The organism is Acidimicrobiales bacterium, assembly GCA_025455885.1.
Lineage (GTDB): Bacteria > Actinomycetota > Acidimicrobiia > Acidimicrobiales > Acidimicrobilacustridaceae > Rhabdothermincola_A.
In genome coordinates this window covers 121,696-138,216 of sequence record JALOLR010000006.1, presented here as the reverse complement: position 1 = coordinate 138,216, position 16,521 = coordinate 121,696, and the positions used below count along the sequence as shown (strand labels likewise).

Annotated in this window: 15 protein-coding genes; 5 read left to right on the top strand and 10 right to left on the bottom strand. The window is 71.8% G+C overall.

The window, feature by feature from the left end:
* Window positions 1–7: 7 nt before the first annotated feature.
* The gene (gltX, locus tag MUE36_06840) at window positions 8–1,456 is read right to left on the bottom strand and encodes a glutamate--tRNA ligase (GenBank protein ID MCU0310642.1); all 1,449 of its coding nucleotides are present in this window, start codon (window positions 1,454–1,456) and stop codon (window positions 8–10) included.
* A 24-nt stretch (window positions 1,457–1,480) separates the two neighbouring features.
* Here gltX and MUE36_06835 point away from each other — a divergent pair, with 24 nt between their 5' ends.
* Entirely contained in the window at window positions 1,481–2,341 is an 861-nt protein-coding gene (locus MUE36_06835; GenBank protein ID MCU0310641.1) for a L,D-transpeptidase, read from the top strand.
* 33 nt (window positions 2,342–2,374) lie between these two features.
* Here the strand turns inward: MUE36_06835 and MUE36_06830 are convergent, their stop codons facing one another.
* Genes MUE36_06830 through MUE36_06815 form a run of 4 tightly spaced genes read right to left on the bottom strand, consistent with a single transcriptional unit; the run spans window position 2,375 to window position 6,520 of the window.
* Entirely contained in the window at window positions 2,375–2,938 is a 564-nt protein-coding gene (locus MUE36_06830; GenBank protein ID MCU0310640.1) for a hypothetical protein, read from the bottom strand.
* Window positions 2,939–2,970: 32 nt separating this feature from the next.
* Window positions 2,971–4,617, bottom strand: a complete 1,647-nt coding sequence (gene cimA / locus MUE36_06825) for a citramalate synthase (GenBank protein MCU0310639.1) — start codon at window positions 4,615–4,617, stop codon at window positions 2,971–2,973.
* Window positions 4,607–5,524, bottom strand: a complete 918-nt coding sequence (locus MUE36_06820; protein ID MCU0310638.1) for a branched-chain amino acid transaminase — start codon at window positions 5,522–5,524, stop codon at window positions 4,607–4,609. Before MUE36_06820 ends, cimA begins: the two co-directional genes overlap by 11 nt.
* A gap of 9 nt (window positions 5,525–5,533) precedes the next feature.
* Window positions 5,534–6,520, bottom strand: coding sequence for a 3-isopropylmalate dehydrogenase (locus MUE36_06815; protein MCU0310637.1), 987 nt, complete (start codon window positions 6,518–6,520; stop codon window positions 5,534–5,536).
* Between the two features lie 228 nt (window positions 6,521–6,748).
* Between MUE36_06815 and MUE36_06810 the strand changes: the two genes are divergently transcribed.
* A complete protein-coding gene (locus MUE36_06810) occupies window positions 6,749–7,216 on the top strand; it encodes a transcription elongation factor GreA (protein MCU0310636.1) in 468 nt (155 codons plus the stop codon).
* 4 nt (window positions 7,217–7,220) lie between these two features.
* The gene (locus tag MUE36_06805) at window positions 7,221–8,168 is read left to right on the top strand and encodes an alpha/beta hydrolase (GenBank protein MCU0310635.1); all 948 of its coding nucleotides are present in this window, start codon (window positions 7,221–7,223) and stop codon (window positions 8,166–8,168) included.
* Between the two features lie 14 nt (window positions 8,169–8,182).
* Here MUE36_06805 and MUE36_06800 read toward each other — a convergent pair whose 3' ends face one another.
* Both MUE36_06800 and MUE36_06795 read right to left on the bottom strand, forming a co-directional pair.
* Complete coding sequence (locus MUE36_06800; protein MCU0310634.1) at window positions 8,183–9,766, bottom strand: Ppx/GppA family phosphatase; 1,584 nt, start codon at window positions 9,764–9,766, stop codon at window positions 8,183–8,185.
* A 68-nt stretch (window positions 9,767–9,834) separates the two neighbouring features.
* Window positions 9,835–10,494 (bottom strand): IclR family transcriptional regulator, encoded by a 660-nt coding sequence (locus MUE36_06795; protein MCU0310633.1) that lies wholly within the window; start codon window positions 10,492–10,494, stop codon window positions 9,835–9,837.
* Between the two features lie 96 nt (window positions 10,495–10,590).
* Here MUE36_06795 and leuC point away from each other — a divergent pair, with 96 nt between their 5' ends.
* On the top strand, window positions 10,591–11,994 hold the full coding sequence (leuC, locus tag MUE36_06790) for a 3-isopropylmalate dehydratase large subunit (protein ID MCU0310632.1): 1,404 nt from the start codon (window positions 10,591–10,593) through the stop codon (window positions 11,992–11,994).
* A gap of 12 nt (window positions 11,995–12,006) precedes the next feature.
* Entirely contained in the window at window positions 12,007–12,612 is a 606-nt protein-coding gene (gene leuD / locus MUE36_06785; GenBank protein ID MCU0310631.1) for a 3-isopropylmalate dehydratase small subunit, read from the top strand.
* On the opposite strand, the gene MUE36_06780 is transcribed toward leuD, so the two are convergent.
* The 3 genes from MUE36_06780 to MUE36_06770 all read right to left on the bottom strand — a co-directional run bounded on the left by MUE36_06780 (window position 12,613) and on the right by MUE36_06770 (window position 16,490).
* Window positions 12,613–14,214 (bottom strand): 2-isopropylmalate synthase, encoded by a 1,602-nt coding sequence (locus MUE36_06780; GenBank protein MCU0310630.1) that lies wholly within the window; start codon window positions 14,212–14,214, stop codon window positions 12,613–12,615.
* A gap of 234 nt (window positions 14,215–14,448) precedes the next feature.
* Window positions 14,449–16,008 (bottom strand): phosphoglycerate dehydrogenase, encoded by a 1,560-nt coding sequence (gene serA / locus MUE36_06775; protein ID MCU0310629.1) that lies wholly within the window; start codon window positions 16,006–16,008, stop codon window positions 14,449–14,451.
* A 41-nt stretch (window positions 16,009–16,049) separates the two neighbouring features.
* A complete protein-coding gene (locus MUE36_06770; GenBank protein ID MCU0310628.1) occupies window positions 16,050–16,490 on the bottom strand; it encodes a hypothetical protein in 441 nt (146 codons plus the stop codon).
* Window positions 16,491–16,521: the final 31 nt, after the last annotated feature.

The window sequence follows — 16,521 nt, the reverse complement described above, 5'->3', positions numbered from 1 at the left end:
CCCCGGCTCACGCCTCTCGCACCCCGTCCCGCGCCGCGCCGAGGCGACGCAACGACTCCTCGCGGCCGAGCACCTCCAGCGATTCGAAGAGCGGGGGGCCGACGGTGCGACCGGTGACGGCGACCCGCACCGGCGCCTGCACCTTGCCCTTGGCCACGTCGTGCTCCGCGGCGTAGGAGAACAACGCCGCCTCGATGCCGGCGACGTCCCACTCGCAGTCGGCGAAGCGCTTCACGGCGTGGTCGAGGACCTCGACGGCGAGGTCGCGGCCCTTGACCATCACCTTCGTCCAGGACGCCTCGTCGACGACCGGGTCCTCGAGGAACAGGAAGTCGACGTAGTCCGGGACCTCGGACAGCACGGCCACCCGCTCCTGCACGAGCGGCGCCATCCGTTCGAAGCCGGCCGCGTCGAAACGACCGGGCGCCCACGCCACATCGGGCGCGAAGAGCCACGGCGTGGACCGGGTGACGAACTCGGGGGTGGGCAGCGCCCGGATGTACTCGCCGTTGAAGTGACGGAGCTTCTTGACGTCGAAGAACGCCCCGGCCCGGTTGACGTCGGCGAGGCGGAACGCCTGCACGATCTCGGGCAACGGACGGATCTCGATGCCGTCGGGCGGGCCCCAGCCCAGCGTGGCCAGGTAGTTGACCATCGCCTCGGCGAGGTAGCCGCGGTCGATGTAGTCGCCCACGCTCACGTCGTCACGACGCTTCGAGAGCTTCTGGCGCTTCTCGTTCACGATCAGCGGCAGGTGGGCGAACACGAGCTCGCCGGGCAGGTCGAGAGCGTCGCGGAGCAGGAGCACCTTGGGCGTGACGTTGATGAGGTCCTCGCCCCGCACGACATGGGTGATCCCCTGGGCGGCGTCGTCGACGGCGTTGGCGAGGTGGAACATCGGTGTGCCGCTCGAGCGCTGGACGACGAAGTCGTCGAGGTTGGCGTTGTCGAACACGACCTCGCCCCGGATCACGTCGGTGAAGGCGGTGACGCCGTCGGTGGGCACGCGGAACCGGACGACCCGGCCCTCCCCCGGGCCGAGTCCGCGGTCGCGGCAGTGCCCGTCGTAGCCGGGAGGGCCACCGCGGGCCTCGGCTCGGGCCTTCACCTCGTCAGGGGTGCAGTCGCACCAATAGGCCGCCCCGTCGACCAGGAGCCGGTCGATCGCCTCGGCGTAGGCCGGTGCCCGCTCGGACTGGTGGACCGGCGTCCCGTCCCACTCGAGGCCCAACCACTCGAGGGCACGGAAGATGACGTCGATCAGCTCGGGCCGCGACCGCTCGGCGTCGGTGTCCTCGATCCGCAGGAGGAACTCGCCCCCCTGCTGGCGGGCGAAGAGCCAGTTGAACAGCGCCGTGCGGGCCCCGCCGATGTGGAGATACCCGGTCGGCGAGGGGGCGAAGCGCACCCTCACGGGACCCGTGGGCGGCGGCTGGGGCGCGCGGAGAGAACTCACGCGGCGATGGTACCGTCGGCACCCGTGAACCCCCGTGACAGCCGGCTGGCCCGGCTCCTCGTCATCCTGGCCGTCGCCCTCGGCCTGGCCACCGGAGCGGCCGCGTGCTCGAGCGGCGACGCCCAGGTCGTCGGGGTCGTCGAGACGACCACCACGACCGCCGCCGCACCCGACCCGTTCGTCACCGTCGTCGCCACGGCGAAGGTCCCCGAGATCGAGGTCCTCGCCGAGCGGCCGCCCGAAGCGGTCAACGACCAGCCCACCCCGCCCACCACCACGCCCTCCGAGGCCGATGCCGTGGAGCCCATCCCCAGGGTGGGGCTCAACTCGGCGGGCAGCGCCAAGACCGACGCCGGGTGGAGCTTCGAGAACCCGACGTACTTCGACAACCCCCTGGTGATGGTGGTCACCGAGTCGGCGGGCGACTGGCTCCGGGTCATGCTCCCGGCCCGTCCGAACGGTATGGAGGGGTGGGTGCGCGCCGCCGACGTGGAGCTCACCTCGCACTCCTACCGCATGGAGCTCAACCTGGCCGAGTTCGACCTGAAGGTCTACGACGGCGAAGAGCTGATCGAGCAGACCGGGGTCGTCGTCGGCAAGGACGCCACCCCGACCCCGGTCGGGATCTACTACCTGAACGAGATGATCCCGCAGTCCAACGCGGGCGGGGCGTTCGGCCCCTGGATCCTGTCGACGAGCGCCTACAGCGAGACCCTCGAGACGTTCGACGGCGGGCTCCCGGTCATCGCCTTCCACGGCACCAACCAACCCGACCTCATCGGCAGCCAGGCCTCGAACGGCTGCATCCGGATGCCCAACGACGTGGTCACACGGCTGGCCGAGACGCTGCCGGCCGGCACCCCCGTCACGGTCGTCGCCGGCTGAACCTCGGCGCCCCCGGGCACCGAGGCCGCGCCGTCAGTGCGTGACGGCCCCGAGGTCGGCGCCGTCACGTATCGCCGTGGCGATGGCGACCACCCGCGACGGGTCGTTGCGGGTGAGCTCGGAGATCTCCGCCGGCGACCGGCGCAGCACGTCCTCGGGCACGCCGTCGGCGATCGCCCGCCGCTCGGTGTAGTGGTGGGTGCTCGCCACCCCGGCGAACACCGCGCGGCGCACGACCGCCAGGTCCGCCGGCGGTTCGACCAGGTAGCTCCAGAGGCCGAGGGCGACGGTGAGGTCGTGGATCATCGGCGCGCGTCCGAACAGCGCGGCCCGGCGCATGGCGATGGCCAGGCAGCCGGCCAGGGCGTCGTCCTCGTGCTCGCCCGGCGTGAGCACGAGCCGGTCACGGAACTGGTTGGCCAGCTTCAGGGCATAGCCCTGATCGGGACCGGGGCTGCCGAGCCCGGGGCCCGACGGCTGGCGCCCGGCGAGCTCGGCGGGCCGGTCGGCCATCCACGAGTCGGGTCGCCAGGGAGGCGAGACGTAGACGCGGGCCTTGTCGTCGGTCGGGGCGGGGACGTAGTCGGGGGCTGCCATCGCCGCCCACGATAGTGGGCGGCGCAGGCCCCTCAGCCGTGCCCGTGGAGCAGACCGAACTCGATGGAGTCCATCAGCGCCTGCCACGCCGCCTCGATGACGTTGCTGTCGACGCCGACGGTGGTCCACACCCGCTCGCCGTCGGTGGAGTCGACCAGCACCCGCACCATGGCCCCGGTGGCCGCCCCGCCGTCGACGACCCGCACCTTGAAGTCGGTGAGGTGGATCCGGTCGAGGACGGGGAAGCGCCCGTTGAGGGCGCGCCGAACCGCGGCGTCGAGCGCGTTGACCGGTCCGTTGCCCTCCCCCACCGCCGCCACCCGGCGGCCGTCGATCCAGAGCTTCACGGTCGCCTCGACGCTGACCTCGACCTCGCCGGCCGGCATGACGGGGCCCTCGCGGTGGTAGCTGGACACCCGGTAGGCCTCGACCTGGAACCAGGGCTGCTCCCACCCGGCGGCGCGTCGCATCAACAGCTCGAGCGACGCGTCGGCGGCCTCGAAGAGCCACCCCTCGCTCTCGAGGCGCTTGAGCTCCTCGCTGAGGGTGGCCGCGGCCCGGTCGTCGAGCTCGAGGCCGAACTCGTTGGCCTTCATCACCATCCCCGCCCGTCCCCCGAGGTCGGACACGAGGACCCGGGTGTGGTTGCCCACGACGGCCGGATCGACGTGCTCGTAGGTGGCACCACCGGCCCGCCCGAGGGCGCTGGTGTGGAGCCCACCCTTGTGGGCGAACGCCGACATGCCGACGAACGGATCAGCGGGCTGGGGCGGGAGGTTCACGAGCTCGGCCACGCGGTGGCTGACGACGGTCAGGCGTTCGAGGCGCCCCGGCGGGAGGGTGGCGACCCCGAGCTTCAGGGTGAGGTCGGGGATCACCGTCATCAGGTTGGCGTTGCCGGTGCGCTCGCCGTAGCCGTTGATGGTCCCCTGGACCTGCGTGGCGCCGCCGAGCACGGCGGCCAGCGAGTTCGCCACCGCGCACCCCGAGTCGTTCTGGGTGTGGATCCCCACCGCCACGTCGGAGCCGAAGTGCGACGTCACCTCGCCGGTGATGCGCTGCACCTCGTGGGGAAGGGAGCCGCCGTTGGTGTCGCACAGCACGACGACTGCGGCGCCGTTGACCGCCGCCGCCTCGAGGACGCGCAGGGCGAACTCGGGGTTGGCCTTGTAGCCGTCGAAGAAGTGCTCGGCGTCGAAGAAGACCCGCAGCCCCTCCCCGGCCAGGAACGCCACGGACTCGCCCACCATCGCCACGCCCTCGTCGAGGGTGGTGCGCAGCGCCTCGGTGACATGGAAGTCCCAGCTCTTCCCCACGATGCAGACCGTGCCGGTGCTGGCCCCCACCAGCGCGGCGAGCGTCGGGTCGACGTCGACCTTGCCCGCCGGGCGGCGCGTGGAGCCGAACGCCACGAGTCGGGCCGTGGTCAGGTCGAGCTCCGAGGGAGCCCGTCGGAAGAACTCCTCGTCCTTCGGGTTGGCCTGCGGGTAGCCACCCTCGATCCAGTGCACGCCGAGCCAGTCGAGCTGCTCGGCGACCCGGAGCTTGTCCTCCACGGACAGCGAGATGCCCTCGAACTGGGCGCCGTCGCGCAGCGTGGTGTCGAAGATGTCCACGGCCGCGGGCATGGCCGGGGTGCCGGCGGCCGTGGGACCGACGGGGGTCGGATCAGTTGACATGCTCCAACCAGTCCTTGTAGCGGTCGACCTCACCACGGACGGTGCGGGCGTACTCGGCGGCGATGGCGGTGGTCATCGGCCCGGGGCACGGGATGGGACGGTCGTCGACGGCGTTGACCGCCGACACCTCGGCGGCGGTGCCGCAGACGAACATCTCGTCGCACACGTAGACGTCGCTGCGGGTGAGCAGGTCGAAGCGGGTCTCGAAGCCGAAGTCGGCGGCGATCGCCATGACGGTGTCCTGGGTGATGCCCTCCAGCGCCCCGGCGGCGACGGGCGGGGTGATGAGGACGCCGTCGCGGGCGACGAAGATGTTCTCCCCGGTGCACTCGCTGACGAAGCCCTGCGGGCTGAGCATGATCGCCTCGTCGTAACCGGCCCTCAGGGCCTCGACCTTCGCGAGCGACGAGTTGACGTAGTTGCCGGTCGTCTTCGCGGCGGGCGGCATGGTGTTGTGGTCGTGGCGGGTCCACGAGGAGACCTTCATGCTGACGCCCTTGGTGACGGAGTCCTCCCCGAGGTACGCGCCCCACGGCCAGCAGGCGATCGACACGTCGACGCTGCACGGCAGGGTGTTGAGGCCCATCTCGCCGTAGCCGTAGTAGGCGATGGGGCGGATGTAGGCCGACGGCAGCCCGCTGGCCCGCACGACGTCCTTGGTGGCCGCGACCAGCTCCTCGACGGAGTAGGGCATGTCCATCCCCATGATCTTCGCCGAGTTGTGCAGGCGGATCATGTGGTCGGTGAGCCGGAACACGGCGGGCCCCTCGGAGGTCTCGTAGGCGCGCACGCCCTCGAAGACCCCCATGCCGTAGTGGAGGGTGTGGGTGAGCACGTGGATGCGGGCGTCGTCCCAGTCGACGAGCTCGCCGTTCATCCAGATCTTCTCGGTGGGTGTGATGGGCACGGGGTTCCCCTAAGGCTGGAGGCGGGCGGCGACGGCGTCGCCGACCTCGGTGGTCGAGCCGGTGAGCGTCGAGGTGTCGGCGCAGGCGGCGCGGATACGGGCGGCGGCGTCGGCCTCGCCCAGGAAGTCGAGCATCATCGCCGCCGAGAGGATGGCGGCGACCGGGTTGGCGCGGTTCTGCCCGGCGATGTCGGGCGCCGAGCCGTGGACCGGTTCGAACATCGACGGACCGGTGCGGGCCGGGTTGAGGTTCCCCGACGACGCCAGTCCGATGCCGCCGGAGACGGCGCCACCGAGGTCGGTCAGGATGTCGCCGAAGAGGTTGTCGGTCACGATGACGTCGTAGCGCCCGGGGTCCTCGACGAAGTAGATGCAGGCGGCGTCGACGTGGTTGTAGGCCGTCGTGACGTCGGGGTACTCGGCGGCGACGGCGCTGAAGGCCCGGTCCCAGAGGTCGCCGGCGAAGGTGAGCACGTTCGTCTTGTGCACCAGCGTGAGGTGGCGGGCGTCACGGGAACGGGCGAGCTCGAAGGCGTAGCGGATGCAGCGCTCGACGCCGAACCGGGTGTTCACCGACCCCTGGGTGGCGATCTCGTGCTCGGTGCCCTTGCGCAGGAAGCCGCCCTCCCCGGCGTAGGTGCCCTCGGTGTTCTCCCGGATCACGACGAAGTCGTGCGACCCGTCGGGGGCGAGGAACGGCCGCTGGTTGACGTAGAGGTCGAGATCGAAGCGCATCTTGAGCAGCAACCCGCGCTCGATGAGCCCCGGGGGGACGTCGGGCGTGCCCACCGCGCCGAGCAGGAGGGCGTCGAGGCCGCGCCACTCCGCGACGGTCGCGTCGTCGAGGACGACGCCGTCGCGCCGGTAGCGGTCGCCGCCGAGGTCGTAGTCGACGGTGTCGACGTCGACCCCGGCGGCGCGGACCACCTTCAACGCCTCCGGAACGACCTCGAGGCCGATGCCGTCGCCGGGGATGACTCCGATGGTGTGGCTCAACGTGTGCTCCGGTGGAGAGGGGGACGGTGTCCGGGTCCGACGGTGCGCGGGGCCCCTACAACGACAAAGCCGCCCACCAAGTGGACGGCCTGAGAAGCGCACACCGTACGGCGTGCGCTACCGAATGATCGCTACCGGGGTCGGAAGGGCGCAGGACACGGCGCAAGTGTACCCACAGCGCTGCGCCCGTGCGGCGTTCCCTCCGCGACGCTGGGTACGATGCGCACGATGCCCGAGGTCCACCATCTCTCCCAGTCCGCGCACGACCGGCTCAGCGCCGAGCTCGAGGAGCTGACCACCCACGGACGCGTCGACATCGCCCGCAAGATCCAGGCCGCACGCGAGCTCGGCGACCTCTCCGAGAACGGCGACTACCACGCCGCCAAGGAGGAGCAGGGGAAGATGGAGGGCCGCATCCGCCACCTCCAGGCGATCCTCCTCGACGCCGAGATCGTGGAGGCCGGCGGCACCGACTCGGTCACCCCGGGTGTCGTGGTGTCGATCTGCTACGAGGGCGAGGACGACGCCGAGCGGTTCCTCATCGGCTCGATCGAGGAGCGCCACGGCGATGTCGAGGTGGTCTCGCCCCGCTCGCCCCTCGGCGAGGCCCTCATGGGCCATCGCATCGGCGACGTGGTCTCCTACGAGGCACCGGGGGGCGCGCTGCGCGTCGAGATCGTCGACATCGAGAACTGACCTCGTGAGCACGGCCGATCCCCCGGCCTCAGAGCCCCCGGTCTCCGACTCCGCGACCCCCGAAGCCCTCCCGCCCGATCCCCCGACCGTCACGCCCGACCCCGAGGCCGCCCCCTTCCCGACCCCGGGTCTCCCGCCGGGCAGGGTGGTCGAGCTGCCCGGGCGGGGTGCCACCTTCGTACGGGAGGTCGCCGGTCCCCCGGGTGCGCCGGTCGTGGTGCTCCTCCACGGGTGGACGGCCAACTCCGCACTCAACTGGTTCCCGGTCTACGAACCGCTCGGGGCCCACTTCCGGGTGTTGGCCATCGACCACCGCGGGCACGGGCGCGGCCTGCGCACCTGGCGGCGGTTCCGGTTGGAGGACTGCGCCGACGACGTCGCCGCGCTCGCCGACGTGCACGGCATCGGGCAGGTGGTGCCCGTGGGCTACTCGATGGGCGGACCGATCGCCCAACTCCTGTGGCGCCGCCACCCCGACCGGGTGGCAGGCCTCGTGCTGTGCTCCACGGCCCGCAACTTCAAGAGCCACCCGAGCGAGCACGCCGCGTTCGGGGTGATCGCCGGCCTCACCTACGCCGCACGCGCGACGCCCCCCGGCATGCGCCGACGGGTGGCCGATCGCGTGGTCGTGGCCCGCTACGACGACACGCCCCTCGGCACGTGGGCCCGCGAGCAGTCGCGGTTGAACGACCTCCGGTCCATCCTGGAGGCGGGCCGGGCGCTGTCGGCGTTCTCCTCCAAGGGCTGGATCGGCGACGTCGACGTCCCCACGGCGGTGCTGTTGACGCGGTTCGACACCACGGTGCCGGTCCGGCGACAGCGCGCGCTGGCCGACGCCATTCCCGGGGCGCGCCTCTGGGAGATCGACGGCGCCCACGACGTGTGCGCCACCGATCCCCCGGCGTTCGTGCCCTCCCTCGTCGAGGCCTGCCGTCACGTCACCGGCGGCTGACCTCGGCCCGGCGCTCAGGCCGGCACGAGCTCGATGCGGTGGCCGAGGACCCGTTCGAGCAGGTCCTTGCGTTCGCTGCCGGAGTGCAGCTCCAGGCTGAGGTCGGCGCCGGGGGCGCCGTGGACCACGAGCCGCAGCGGCCCGGAGCCGTTGGCGCTGGTGACCTGCACCCGTTCCACCGGGCCACGGTGGGAGCGGTCGAGGGCGATGGCCACCCGCAGGATCCCGGCCAGCGCCGTGACCGCGTCCCGGTCGTCCGGACGGAGACGGGCGAACTCGACGTGCTTGGCCTTGGGAGGGCTCTTGCGGTGGTACCGGGCCACGAGAGCGATGAGCTCGATCTCGTGGTCGGTGAACCCGGCCAGCCGATCGGAGTGGCGGATGACGTAGTAGCTGTGCTTGTGGTGCTCGGAGTGCGACACGGCCCGCCCGACGTTGGCGAGCAGCGCCGACGCCTCGAGCAGCTCACGCCACCGGTCGTCGAGTCCGTGCCATCGCTTCGTGCCGTCGAAGAGCTCCAGCGCCAGCTCGGCGGTGCGCGCCGAATGCTCGGGCTCGTCGTCCATGGCGAGGGCGAGGTGGAGCACCGAGCGCCGCCGCAGGTCCCGGAGGTGGTGCAGGGTCGCCCCTCGGCGGCGGGCCAACGCGTCGAGCAACGCACCTTCCCGGAGTGCGTTGTCGGAGAACACCAGCTCCTCGATGCCGAGCGAGGCCATCGCCTCGTCGAGGATGAGTGCGCCGCCGAGGACGATGTCGGCCCGGCTCTGGTCCATCCCGGGGAGGCGGCGACGCTCGTCGAGGGTGCGGGCCTGGGCGAGCCGCCTCACCACCCTGGCGACCTCGGGACGCGTCACCGTCGCGTTGTTGAACGAGCGCGGGGCCGGGTCCTCGTCCCGGCCCGCGTACACCATGGCCACGACCGCCTCGGCGGTGCCCGAGGACGCGACCGCGACGTCGAAGCCGGCGCGTTCGACCTCCCGGGCCATGGGCACGAGCGAGCTGCGAATGTGCCGTCGACAGCTGTCGACGGCACCGGGGTGCAGCGAGGCGCTGCGGAAGAAGCGCCTCGTGAGGCGGATGGCGCCCAGCTTCAGGCTGCCCGCGGCGAGTGTCTCGCCGCGTTGGCCGACCAGGATCTCGGTGCTCCCCCCGCCGATGTCGATCAGCACCATCCGGTCCTCGTACACGGGCACCGCCTGGAGCACGCCGAGGTGGATGAGCCGGGCCTCCTCGACCCCGGAGATCACCTCGACCTCGACGCCGGCCTCGACCCGCGCCCGGTCGATGAACTCGGCGGCGTTCTCGGCCTCACGCACTGCCGAGGTGGCCACGGCGTGGACCGAGGCGTCGTGGATCGCGGCGATCCGGACCATGCGACCGAGGGCCGCCACACCCCGCTCGACGGCGTCCGCGGAGAGCTGCTTCATGTCCCCGGACCCGGAGCCGAGGCGCACCATCTCCTTCTCGCGGGCGATGACCTCGAAGGCCGGTGCGCCGGGCGCCCCGGCATCCGCGGCGACGCGGGCGACGACCATGTGGAAGGAGTTGGTGCCGATGTCGATCGCCGCCAGCGGCCGCTCGTCGAGGTCGTCGCTCACCTCACGACTCTTGCCGCTCGCGGTGAGGCGGTTCCAGTGCGCTCCGGCACCACCGGGAGGGCCGACCGTCACACCGTCCGGGCGGCGAGCTCGATGCGCCGGGCTGCGGCGACCACCGCGGCCCCGTAGCGCCGACCGGGAGCCCGTGTGGTCCGCTCCACCGGTCCCGAGACGCTCACCACCGCCAGGATCCTGCCCTCCGGGTCGAGCACCGGCGCGCTGACCGAGGCCACCCCCGGTTCGCGCTCGCCCACGCTGTCGACCCAGCCCCGGGTCGGCACCTCGGCGTCGGGCAGGAGCAGTCGCCCGCCGGACCCGACGCCCAGAGGGAGACGGGCGCCGACGGGGACGATGGTGCGCAGCCCGTGCGGGGACTCGAGAGCGGCGACGCAGACCCGACGATCGCCCTCGCGGACGTAGAGCTGCACGCTCTCGCCGGTGGCGTCGCGGAGCTCGGCCATGGCCGCGTCGGCGACCTCGACGAGGGAATGGCCGCGAGCCGCCGCCCTGCCCAACGAGACGAGGCGGCTGCCGAGCACGAAACGTCCCTCGTCATCCCGACCGACCAGGCCGTGGCTCTCGAGGGCGACGGCCAGGCGGTGCGCGGTGGCACGGCTCAGCCCGGTGGCCTCCACGAGCTCGGCGAGGCTGGACGGCCCGTGCTCGAGGGCGTCGAACAGGAGCACCGCCTTGTCGATGACACCGACACCACCTACACTCGATCCCACGGGCCGAGACTACTGTCCCAAATAATGAGACACAACCCCCGCTCGGACCCGAGCCCGTGCGCCACGGGCTCCCCATCGCAGCGAAAGGCACCGACCATGGCCGCCAGGACCCTGAGCGAGAAGATCTGGGACGCCCACGTCGTCCACCGGGCACAAGGGCAGCCCGACGTCCTCTACGTCGACCTCCACCTCGTCCACGAGGTCACCTCCCCGCAGGCCTTCGACGGACTGCGCATGGCGGGGCGCACGGTGCGTCGGCCCGACCTCACCGTGGCCACCGAGGACCACAACGTGCCCACGCTCGACATCGACCGGCCGATCGCCGATCCGATCTCGCGCAAGCAGGTCGAGGTGCTGCGGGCCAACACCGACGAGTTCGGGATCGTCGAGCACCCGATGGGCTCGTCCGGCCAGGGCATCGTCCACGTCATCGGGCCGGAGCAGGGCCTCACCCTGCCGGGCATGACGATCGTCTGCGGTGACAGCCACACCGCGACCCACGGCGCCTTCGGGGCGCTGGCCTTCGGGATCGGGACCAGCGAGGTCGAGCACGTCCTCGCCACCCAGACGCTGCACCAGCACGTGCCCGGCACGATGGCCGTCGAGGTCGAGGGCACGCTCCCCGACGGCGTCACCGCCAAGGACCTCATCCTGGCGATCATCGGGCGCATCGGCACCGGGGGCGGCATCGGCTCGGTGATCGAGTACCGCGGCGAGGCGATCCGCGGCCTGTCGATGGAGGGCCGCATGACGGTGTGCAACATGTCGATCGAGGCCGGGGCCAAGGCGGGCCTCATCGCGCCCGACGACACCACGTTCGCCTACCTCGAGGGCCGGGCCCACGCCCCGACGGGGCGCGAGTGGGAGGAGGCCCTCGACCACTGGCGCAGCCTGCCCACCGACGAGGGCGCCACCTTCGACAAGGTCGTGACCATCGACGGTTCCGTCCTGAGGCCCTACGTCTCGTGGGGCACCAACCCCGGCCAGGTCGTCGAGCTGAGCGGGAAGGTCCCGTCCCCCGACGAGTTCGCCGACGCCTCGGGGCGCGACGCCGCCGAACGGGCCCTCGAGTACATGGGCCTGTCCGCAGGCACGGCCATCCGCGACATCCCCGTCGACACGGTGTTCATCGGCTCGTGCACCAACTCCCGGATCGAGGACCTCCGCGCCGCCGCCGAGGTCGCCGCCGGACGGCGGATCAAGGACGGCATGCGGGCCATGGTCGTGCCCGGCTCGTTCCAGGTGAAGCGCCAGGCGGAGCGCGAAGGCCTCCACGACGTCTTCACCGCCGCCGGCTTCGAGTGGCGCGAACCCGGGTGCTCGATGTGCCTCGCCATGAACCCCGACAAGCTGGCCCCCGGCGAGCGGGCCGCCTCGACCTCCAACCGCAACTTCGAAGGCCGGCAGGGCAAGGGCGGGCGCACCCACCTCGTGTCCCCCGCCGTGGCCGCCGCCACCGCCATCGCCGGCACGTTCGCCGCTCCCGGCGACCTCGACTGAAAGCGACTCCCCATGGATCCCGTCACCACCCTGACCGGCACCGCCCTCCCCCTCGACCGCTCCGACGTCGACACCGACCAGATCATCCCGAGCGACTGGCTCAAGCGGGTCGAACGCACCGGCTTCGGCCAGGGGCTGTTCTCCGAATGGCGCGAGGACCCGGAGTTCGTGATGAACCTCCCGCAGTTCGCCGGCGCGTCGATCCTCGTCGCAGGGGAGAACTTCGGCGTCGGCTCGTCACGCGAGCACGCCGTCTGGTCGATCGTGGACTACGGCTTCACCGCCGTCGTCACGCCCCGCTTCGGCGACATCTTCCGCAACAACGCCACCAAGAACGGCCTCGTGCCGGTGGTGGTGAGCCACGAGGTGGGCGAGCAGCTCCTACGGGCCGTGGAGGCCGACCCGACGCTGGAGATCACCATCGACGTGGCGACCCGCCGGCTCTCGGCCCCGGCCATCGGGCTCGACGTCGAGTTCCCCCTCGACGAGGCCACGCAGCACCGCTTCCTCAACGGTCTCGACGACATCGGGATCACCCTCGCCAACGAGGACGCCATCACCGCCTACGAGGCCACCCGCCCGTCGTGGATGCCGAGGAGCACCCCCACCGAGGCGTGATCACCGCTGGCGCAGCGAGCCGGGGCGATCGACCGCGGTCGGGTCCTCACCCGAGTCGCGGACCCGCACGATGCGGTTCATGGCGTTGAGGAACGCCCGAGCCGAGGCCTCCACGACGTCGGTGGACAGCCCCCGACCCGGCATCGACATGCCGTCGACCTCGAAGCGCAGGGCGACGTCGGCCAGGGCGTCCACCCCGCCGCTCACCGACGTGACGGTGTAGTCGGTGAGCACACCGTCGATCCCGGTGGCCGACTTGATGGCCTTGCAGGCCGCGTCGACCATGCCGTCACCCTCGGCGGTGGCCTCGAGCTTCTCGCCGTCGGAGTCGATGACCACCGTCGCCGTCGGCGTCGTGCTCGACCCGCCGTGGGCGTCGATCGAGCTGAGCTGGTAGGCGTAGCGGACGGTGTCGCCCATCTCCTCGGCGACGAGCGCCTCGAGGTCGGCGTCGCTCAGCTCGACCTTGCGGTCGGCGAGCTCCTTGAACCGGTTGAACACCTGGTTCAGGGCGTCGCCGTGCAGGTCGTAGCCCATCTTCTTCAGCGTGTCGGCCAGGGCGTGGCGTCCCGAGTGCTTCCCCATGACGATCTTGGACTCGCCCTGCCCGACCGCGGCCGGATCCATGATCTCGTAGGTCGTGCGCTCGGTGAGGACGCCGTGCTGGTGGATGCCGGCCTCGTGGGCGAAGGCGTTGCGGCCCACCACCGCCTTGTTGTACTGCACCGGGTAACCGGTGAGCCGGCTCACCAGACGGCTGGTCCGGGCCAGCTCCTCGGAGCGGATGGCCGTGTCGACACCGCCGAAGTAGTCGGCCCGGGTGCGCAGGGCCATGACCACCTCTTCGAGGGCGGCGTTGCCGGCGCGCTCGCCGAGGCCGTTGATGGCGCACTCCACCTGACGGGCCCCGGTGTGCACCGCGGCCAGCGAGTTGGCCACGGCCAGGCCGAGGTCGTTGTGACAGTGGGTCGAGATCACGTAGTCGCCGGGGACGATGTCACGGATGTCGCGGAGCCGCTTGGCGTACTCCTCGGGGATGCCGTAGCCCACGGTGTCGGGGATGTTCAACGTCGTGGCCCCGTTGTCGACGGCGATGCGGAGGACCTCGCACATGAAGTCGAAGTCCGACCGCGACGCGTCCTCCGGGGAGAACTCCACGTCCTCGGTGTACCGGCGGGCATGGGCGACCGCGGCGCCCGCTTCGGCCTTCACCTGGTCGGGGGTCATCCGGAGCTTGTGGGTCATGTGCGTCTCGCTGGTGGCGATGAACACGTGGATGCGCCGCCGGGGAGCGGGCTCGATGGCCTCCCAGCAGCGGTCGATGTCCTTGCGGGCGGTGCGGGACAGCCCGCACACGACCGGGCCGACGACGGATCGGGCGATCGCCTGCACGGACTCGAAGTCGCCCTGGCTGGCGATGGGGAACCCGGCCTCGATGACGTCGACCCCGAGGCGGGCGAGCTGCTCGGCGATCTCGACCTTCTCGCCCTGGTCGAGCGCGATGCCGGGCGACTGCTCGCCGTCGCGGAGCGTCGTGTCGAAGATGATCAGGCGGTTCGGGTCGTCGGCGACCTGGCGGACGGGGTCGGGGGTGGTGTCCATGGTGATCAGCGTGCCTTTCGGGGGCGGGAGGAGGGTGGACCGGAGACGAGGGGGCGAGCGCAGTCGGTGCGAAAACGCAAGAACCTCCCGGCCTGGTGGGCACAGGAGGTTCGGCGAGCACCGATATCGGGGCGCTCGCCCTACATAAGGAGAAGCTCGAAGGGCGTCGGGACGGCGGACATGCGGGTCAGTGTGCCGGGAGGGCGGCACATCGTCAACCCCGTTCGCCGCCGATCAGGTGAGCGCCGCCACCGACACGATGCCCTCGACGGCGCGGAGGGCGTCGCACACCTCCACCGGCGTGGCCTCCCCGGTGGCCAGGACCATCAACGCCGACTCGCCGGTGGCGGCCTGCCCGACGTCCATGTCGGCGATGTTGATGCCCGCCTCACCCATGATCGTGCCCACCCGGCCGATCATCCCGGGACGGTCGTCGTTGCGCACGACGAGCATGTGGCGCGCCGGCGGGACGTCGATGCGGTGGTCGTCGATCCCCACCAGACGGGCCTCGCCCTCCAGGCCGACGAGCGTGCCGGAGATCGAGTGGCCGGCACTTCGGATGCCGATCTGGTTCACGTAGTGGTGCGAGGTCGTCGTGGCGGACTCCATGACCCCGATCCCGTGCTCCTCGGCCAGCTTCGGGGCGTTGACGTAGCTCACCGGGTCGTCGCTGATGCGCCCGAAGAAGCCCTTGAGCACCGACAGCGTCAGGATCCGGGTGTCGTAGCCCCCGATCTCGCCCTCGTAGGTGATCTCGAGGTCGCTCACGCCGCCGGTGAGACCGGCGAAGAGCGCGCCGAGCCGCTCGGCGAGGGAGAGGAAGGGCCGCACGGTCTCGCTCGCCTCGGCGGCGTTGACGTTCACCGCGAAGGGCACGAACTCGCCAGCCAGGGCCAGCTCGACCATGTCGGCGATGGTGTCGCCGGCCTTGTCCTGGGCCTCGTGGGTGCTGGCCCCGAGGTGCGGGGTGACGATCACCTGCGGCAGAGCGAAGAGGGGCGACTCGGTGGTGGGCTCGGTGGCGAAGACGTCGAGGGCGGCCCCGCCGACGTGCCCGCTCTCGATGGCGGCGGCGAGGTCGGCCTCGACGACGATCCCGCCCCGGGCCACATTGATGATGCGGATGCCCGGCTTTGCCCTGGCCAGGCGGTCGGCGTCGATGAGCCCGAGCGTCTCGGGGGTCTTGGCGACGTGGATGGTGACGAAGTCGCTCACCGACATGAGGGTGTCGAGGTCGACGAGCTCGATGTTCATCTTGCGCCCCATCTCGGGCGAGACGAACGGGTCGTGGGCCACGATGCGCATGCCGAAGGCCATCGCCCGCTGGGCGACGAGCTTGCCGATCCGGCCGAGACCGATCACCCCGAGGGTCTTGTCGGCCAGCTCGACGCCCGTCCAGCGGCTGCGCTCCCAGCGGCCCTGCACCAGCGCGGCGTGGGCCTGGGGGATGTTGCGGGCCTGGGCCAGGAGCAGGGCCATGGTCTGCTCGGCCGCCGAGAGGATGTTCGACTGCGGGGCGTTGACGACCATCACGCCGCGCTCGGTGGCCGCGGCGACGTCGACGTTGTCGAGCCCGATGCCGGCCCGGCCCACCACGACCAGGTCGCCGGCGGCGGCGAGGACCTCGGCGGAGACCTGCGTGGCCGAGCGGATGATGAGCGCATGGGCTCCGGGGACGGCGGCGAGGAGCTCGTCGGGGCTCAGCCCCTCCCGGACGTCGACGGTGTGGCCGGCGGCCCGGAGGCGGTCGAGACCGCCGTCGGCGATGGCTTCGGTGACGAGGATGCGGGCCATAGGGGGACGATCCTACGGCCGGCTCCGGCGGGTCCCGACCGTCAGCCCCCGGAGGCCTTGAAGCTGATGTAGAAGGCCAGGGCGGGGATGACGACCATGGCGACGGCGAAGAGCAGCAGGACCCGCACGATGCCGTAGCGGGGGCCGGGCGCCTCCCCGCCGTCGACCTCCCGGGCCCGGCGGCGGGCTTCGCGGGCCGCCGTCCCGGCCGGCTCGGAAGACCACTCCGGGCCACGCACCCCGTCCGCCTCGGGGAGGACGTCGGCGAACGGACCGGGGTCGGGGTCGGGTGCGGCGAGGACCTCGACGGCCCGCGGGCCCTGACCGGCGACCACCGTCACCTCCACCGTCCCGTCGGGCCCGGGGCGCGTCGAGGGTCCGAGGCCGGCCAGGAGGAGGGCTTCGACGACGGGTCGGGCGGCGGCTTCGTCGTCCAGGACGGCCACGACTTCGTCCTCGGCGGCGTCAGGGTCGTGGCTCACCCCCTGTTCGTCGGCACGTTCGCGGCCGTCG

Excerpts from the sequence above, each read along its gene's own strand:
- MUE36_06830 (MCU0310640.1), bottom strand. The coding sequence starts at position 2,938 with ATGGCAGCCCCCGACTACGTCCCCGCCCCGACCGACGACAAGGCCCGC.
- cimA (MCU0310639.1), bottom strand. The coding sequence starts at position 4,617 with ATGTCAACTGATCCGACCCCCGTCGGTCCCACGGCCGCCGGCACCCCG.
- MUE36_06810 (MCU0310636.1), top strand. The coding sequence starts at position 6,749 with ATGCCCGAGGTCCACCATCTCTCCCAGTCCGCGCACGACCGGCTCAGC.
- leuC (MCU0310632.1), top strand. The coding sequence starts at position 10,591 with ATGGCCGCCAGGACCCTGAGCGAGAAGATCTGGGACGCCCACGTCGTC.
- leuD (MCU0310631.1), top strand. The coding sequence starts at position 12,007 with ATGGATCCCGTCACCACCCTGACCGGCACCGCCCTCCCCCTCGACCGC.
- MUE36_06780 (MCU0310630.1), bottom strand. The coding sequence starts at position 14,214 with ATGGACACCACCCCCGACCCCGTCCGCCAGGTCGCCGACGACCCGAAC.
- serA (MCU0310629.1), bottom strand. The coding sequence starts at position 16,008 with ATGGCCCGCATCCTCGTCACCGAAGCCATCGCCGACGGCGGTCTCGAC.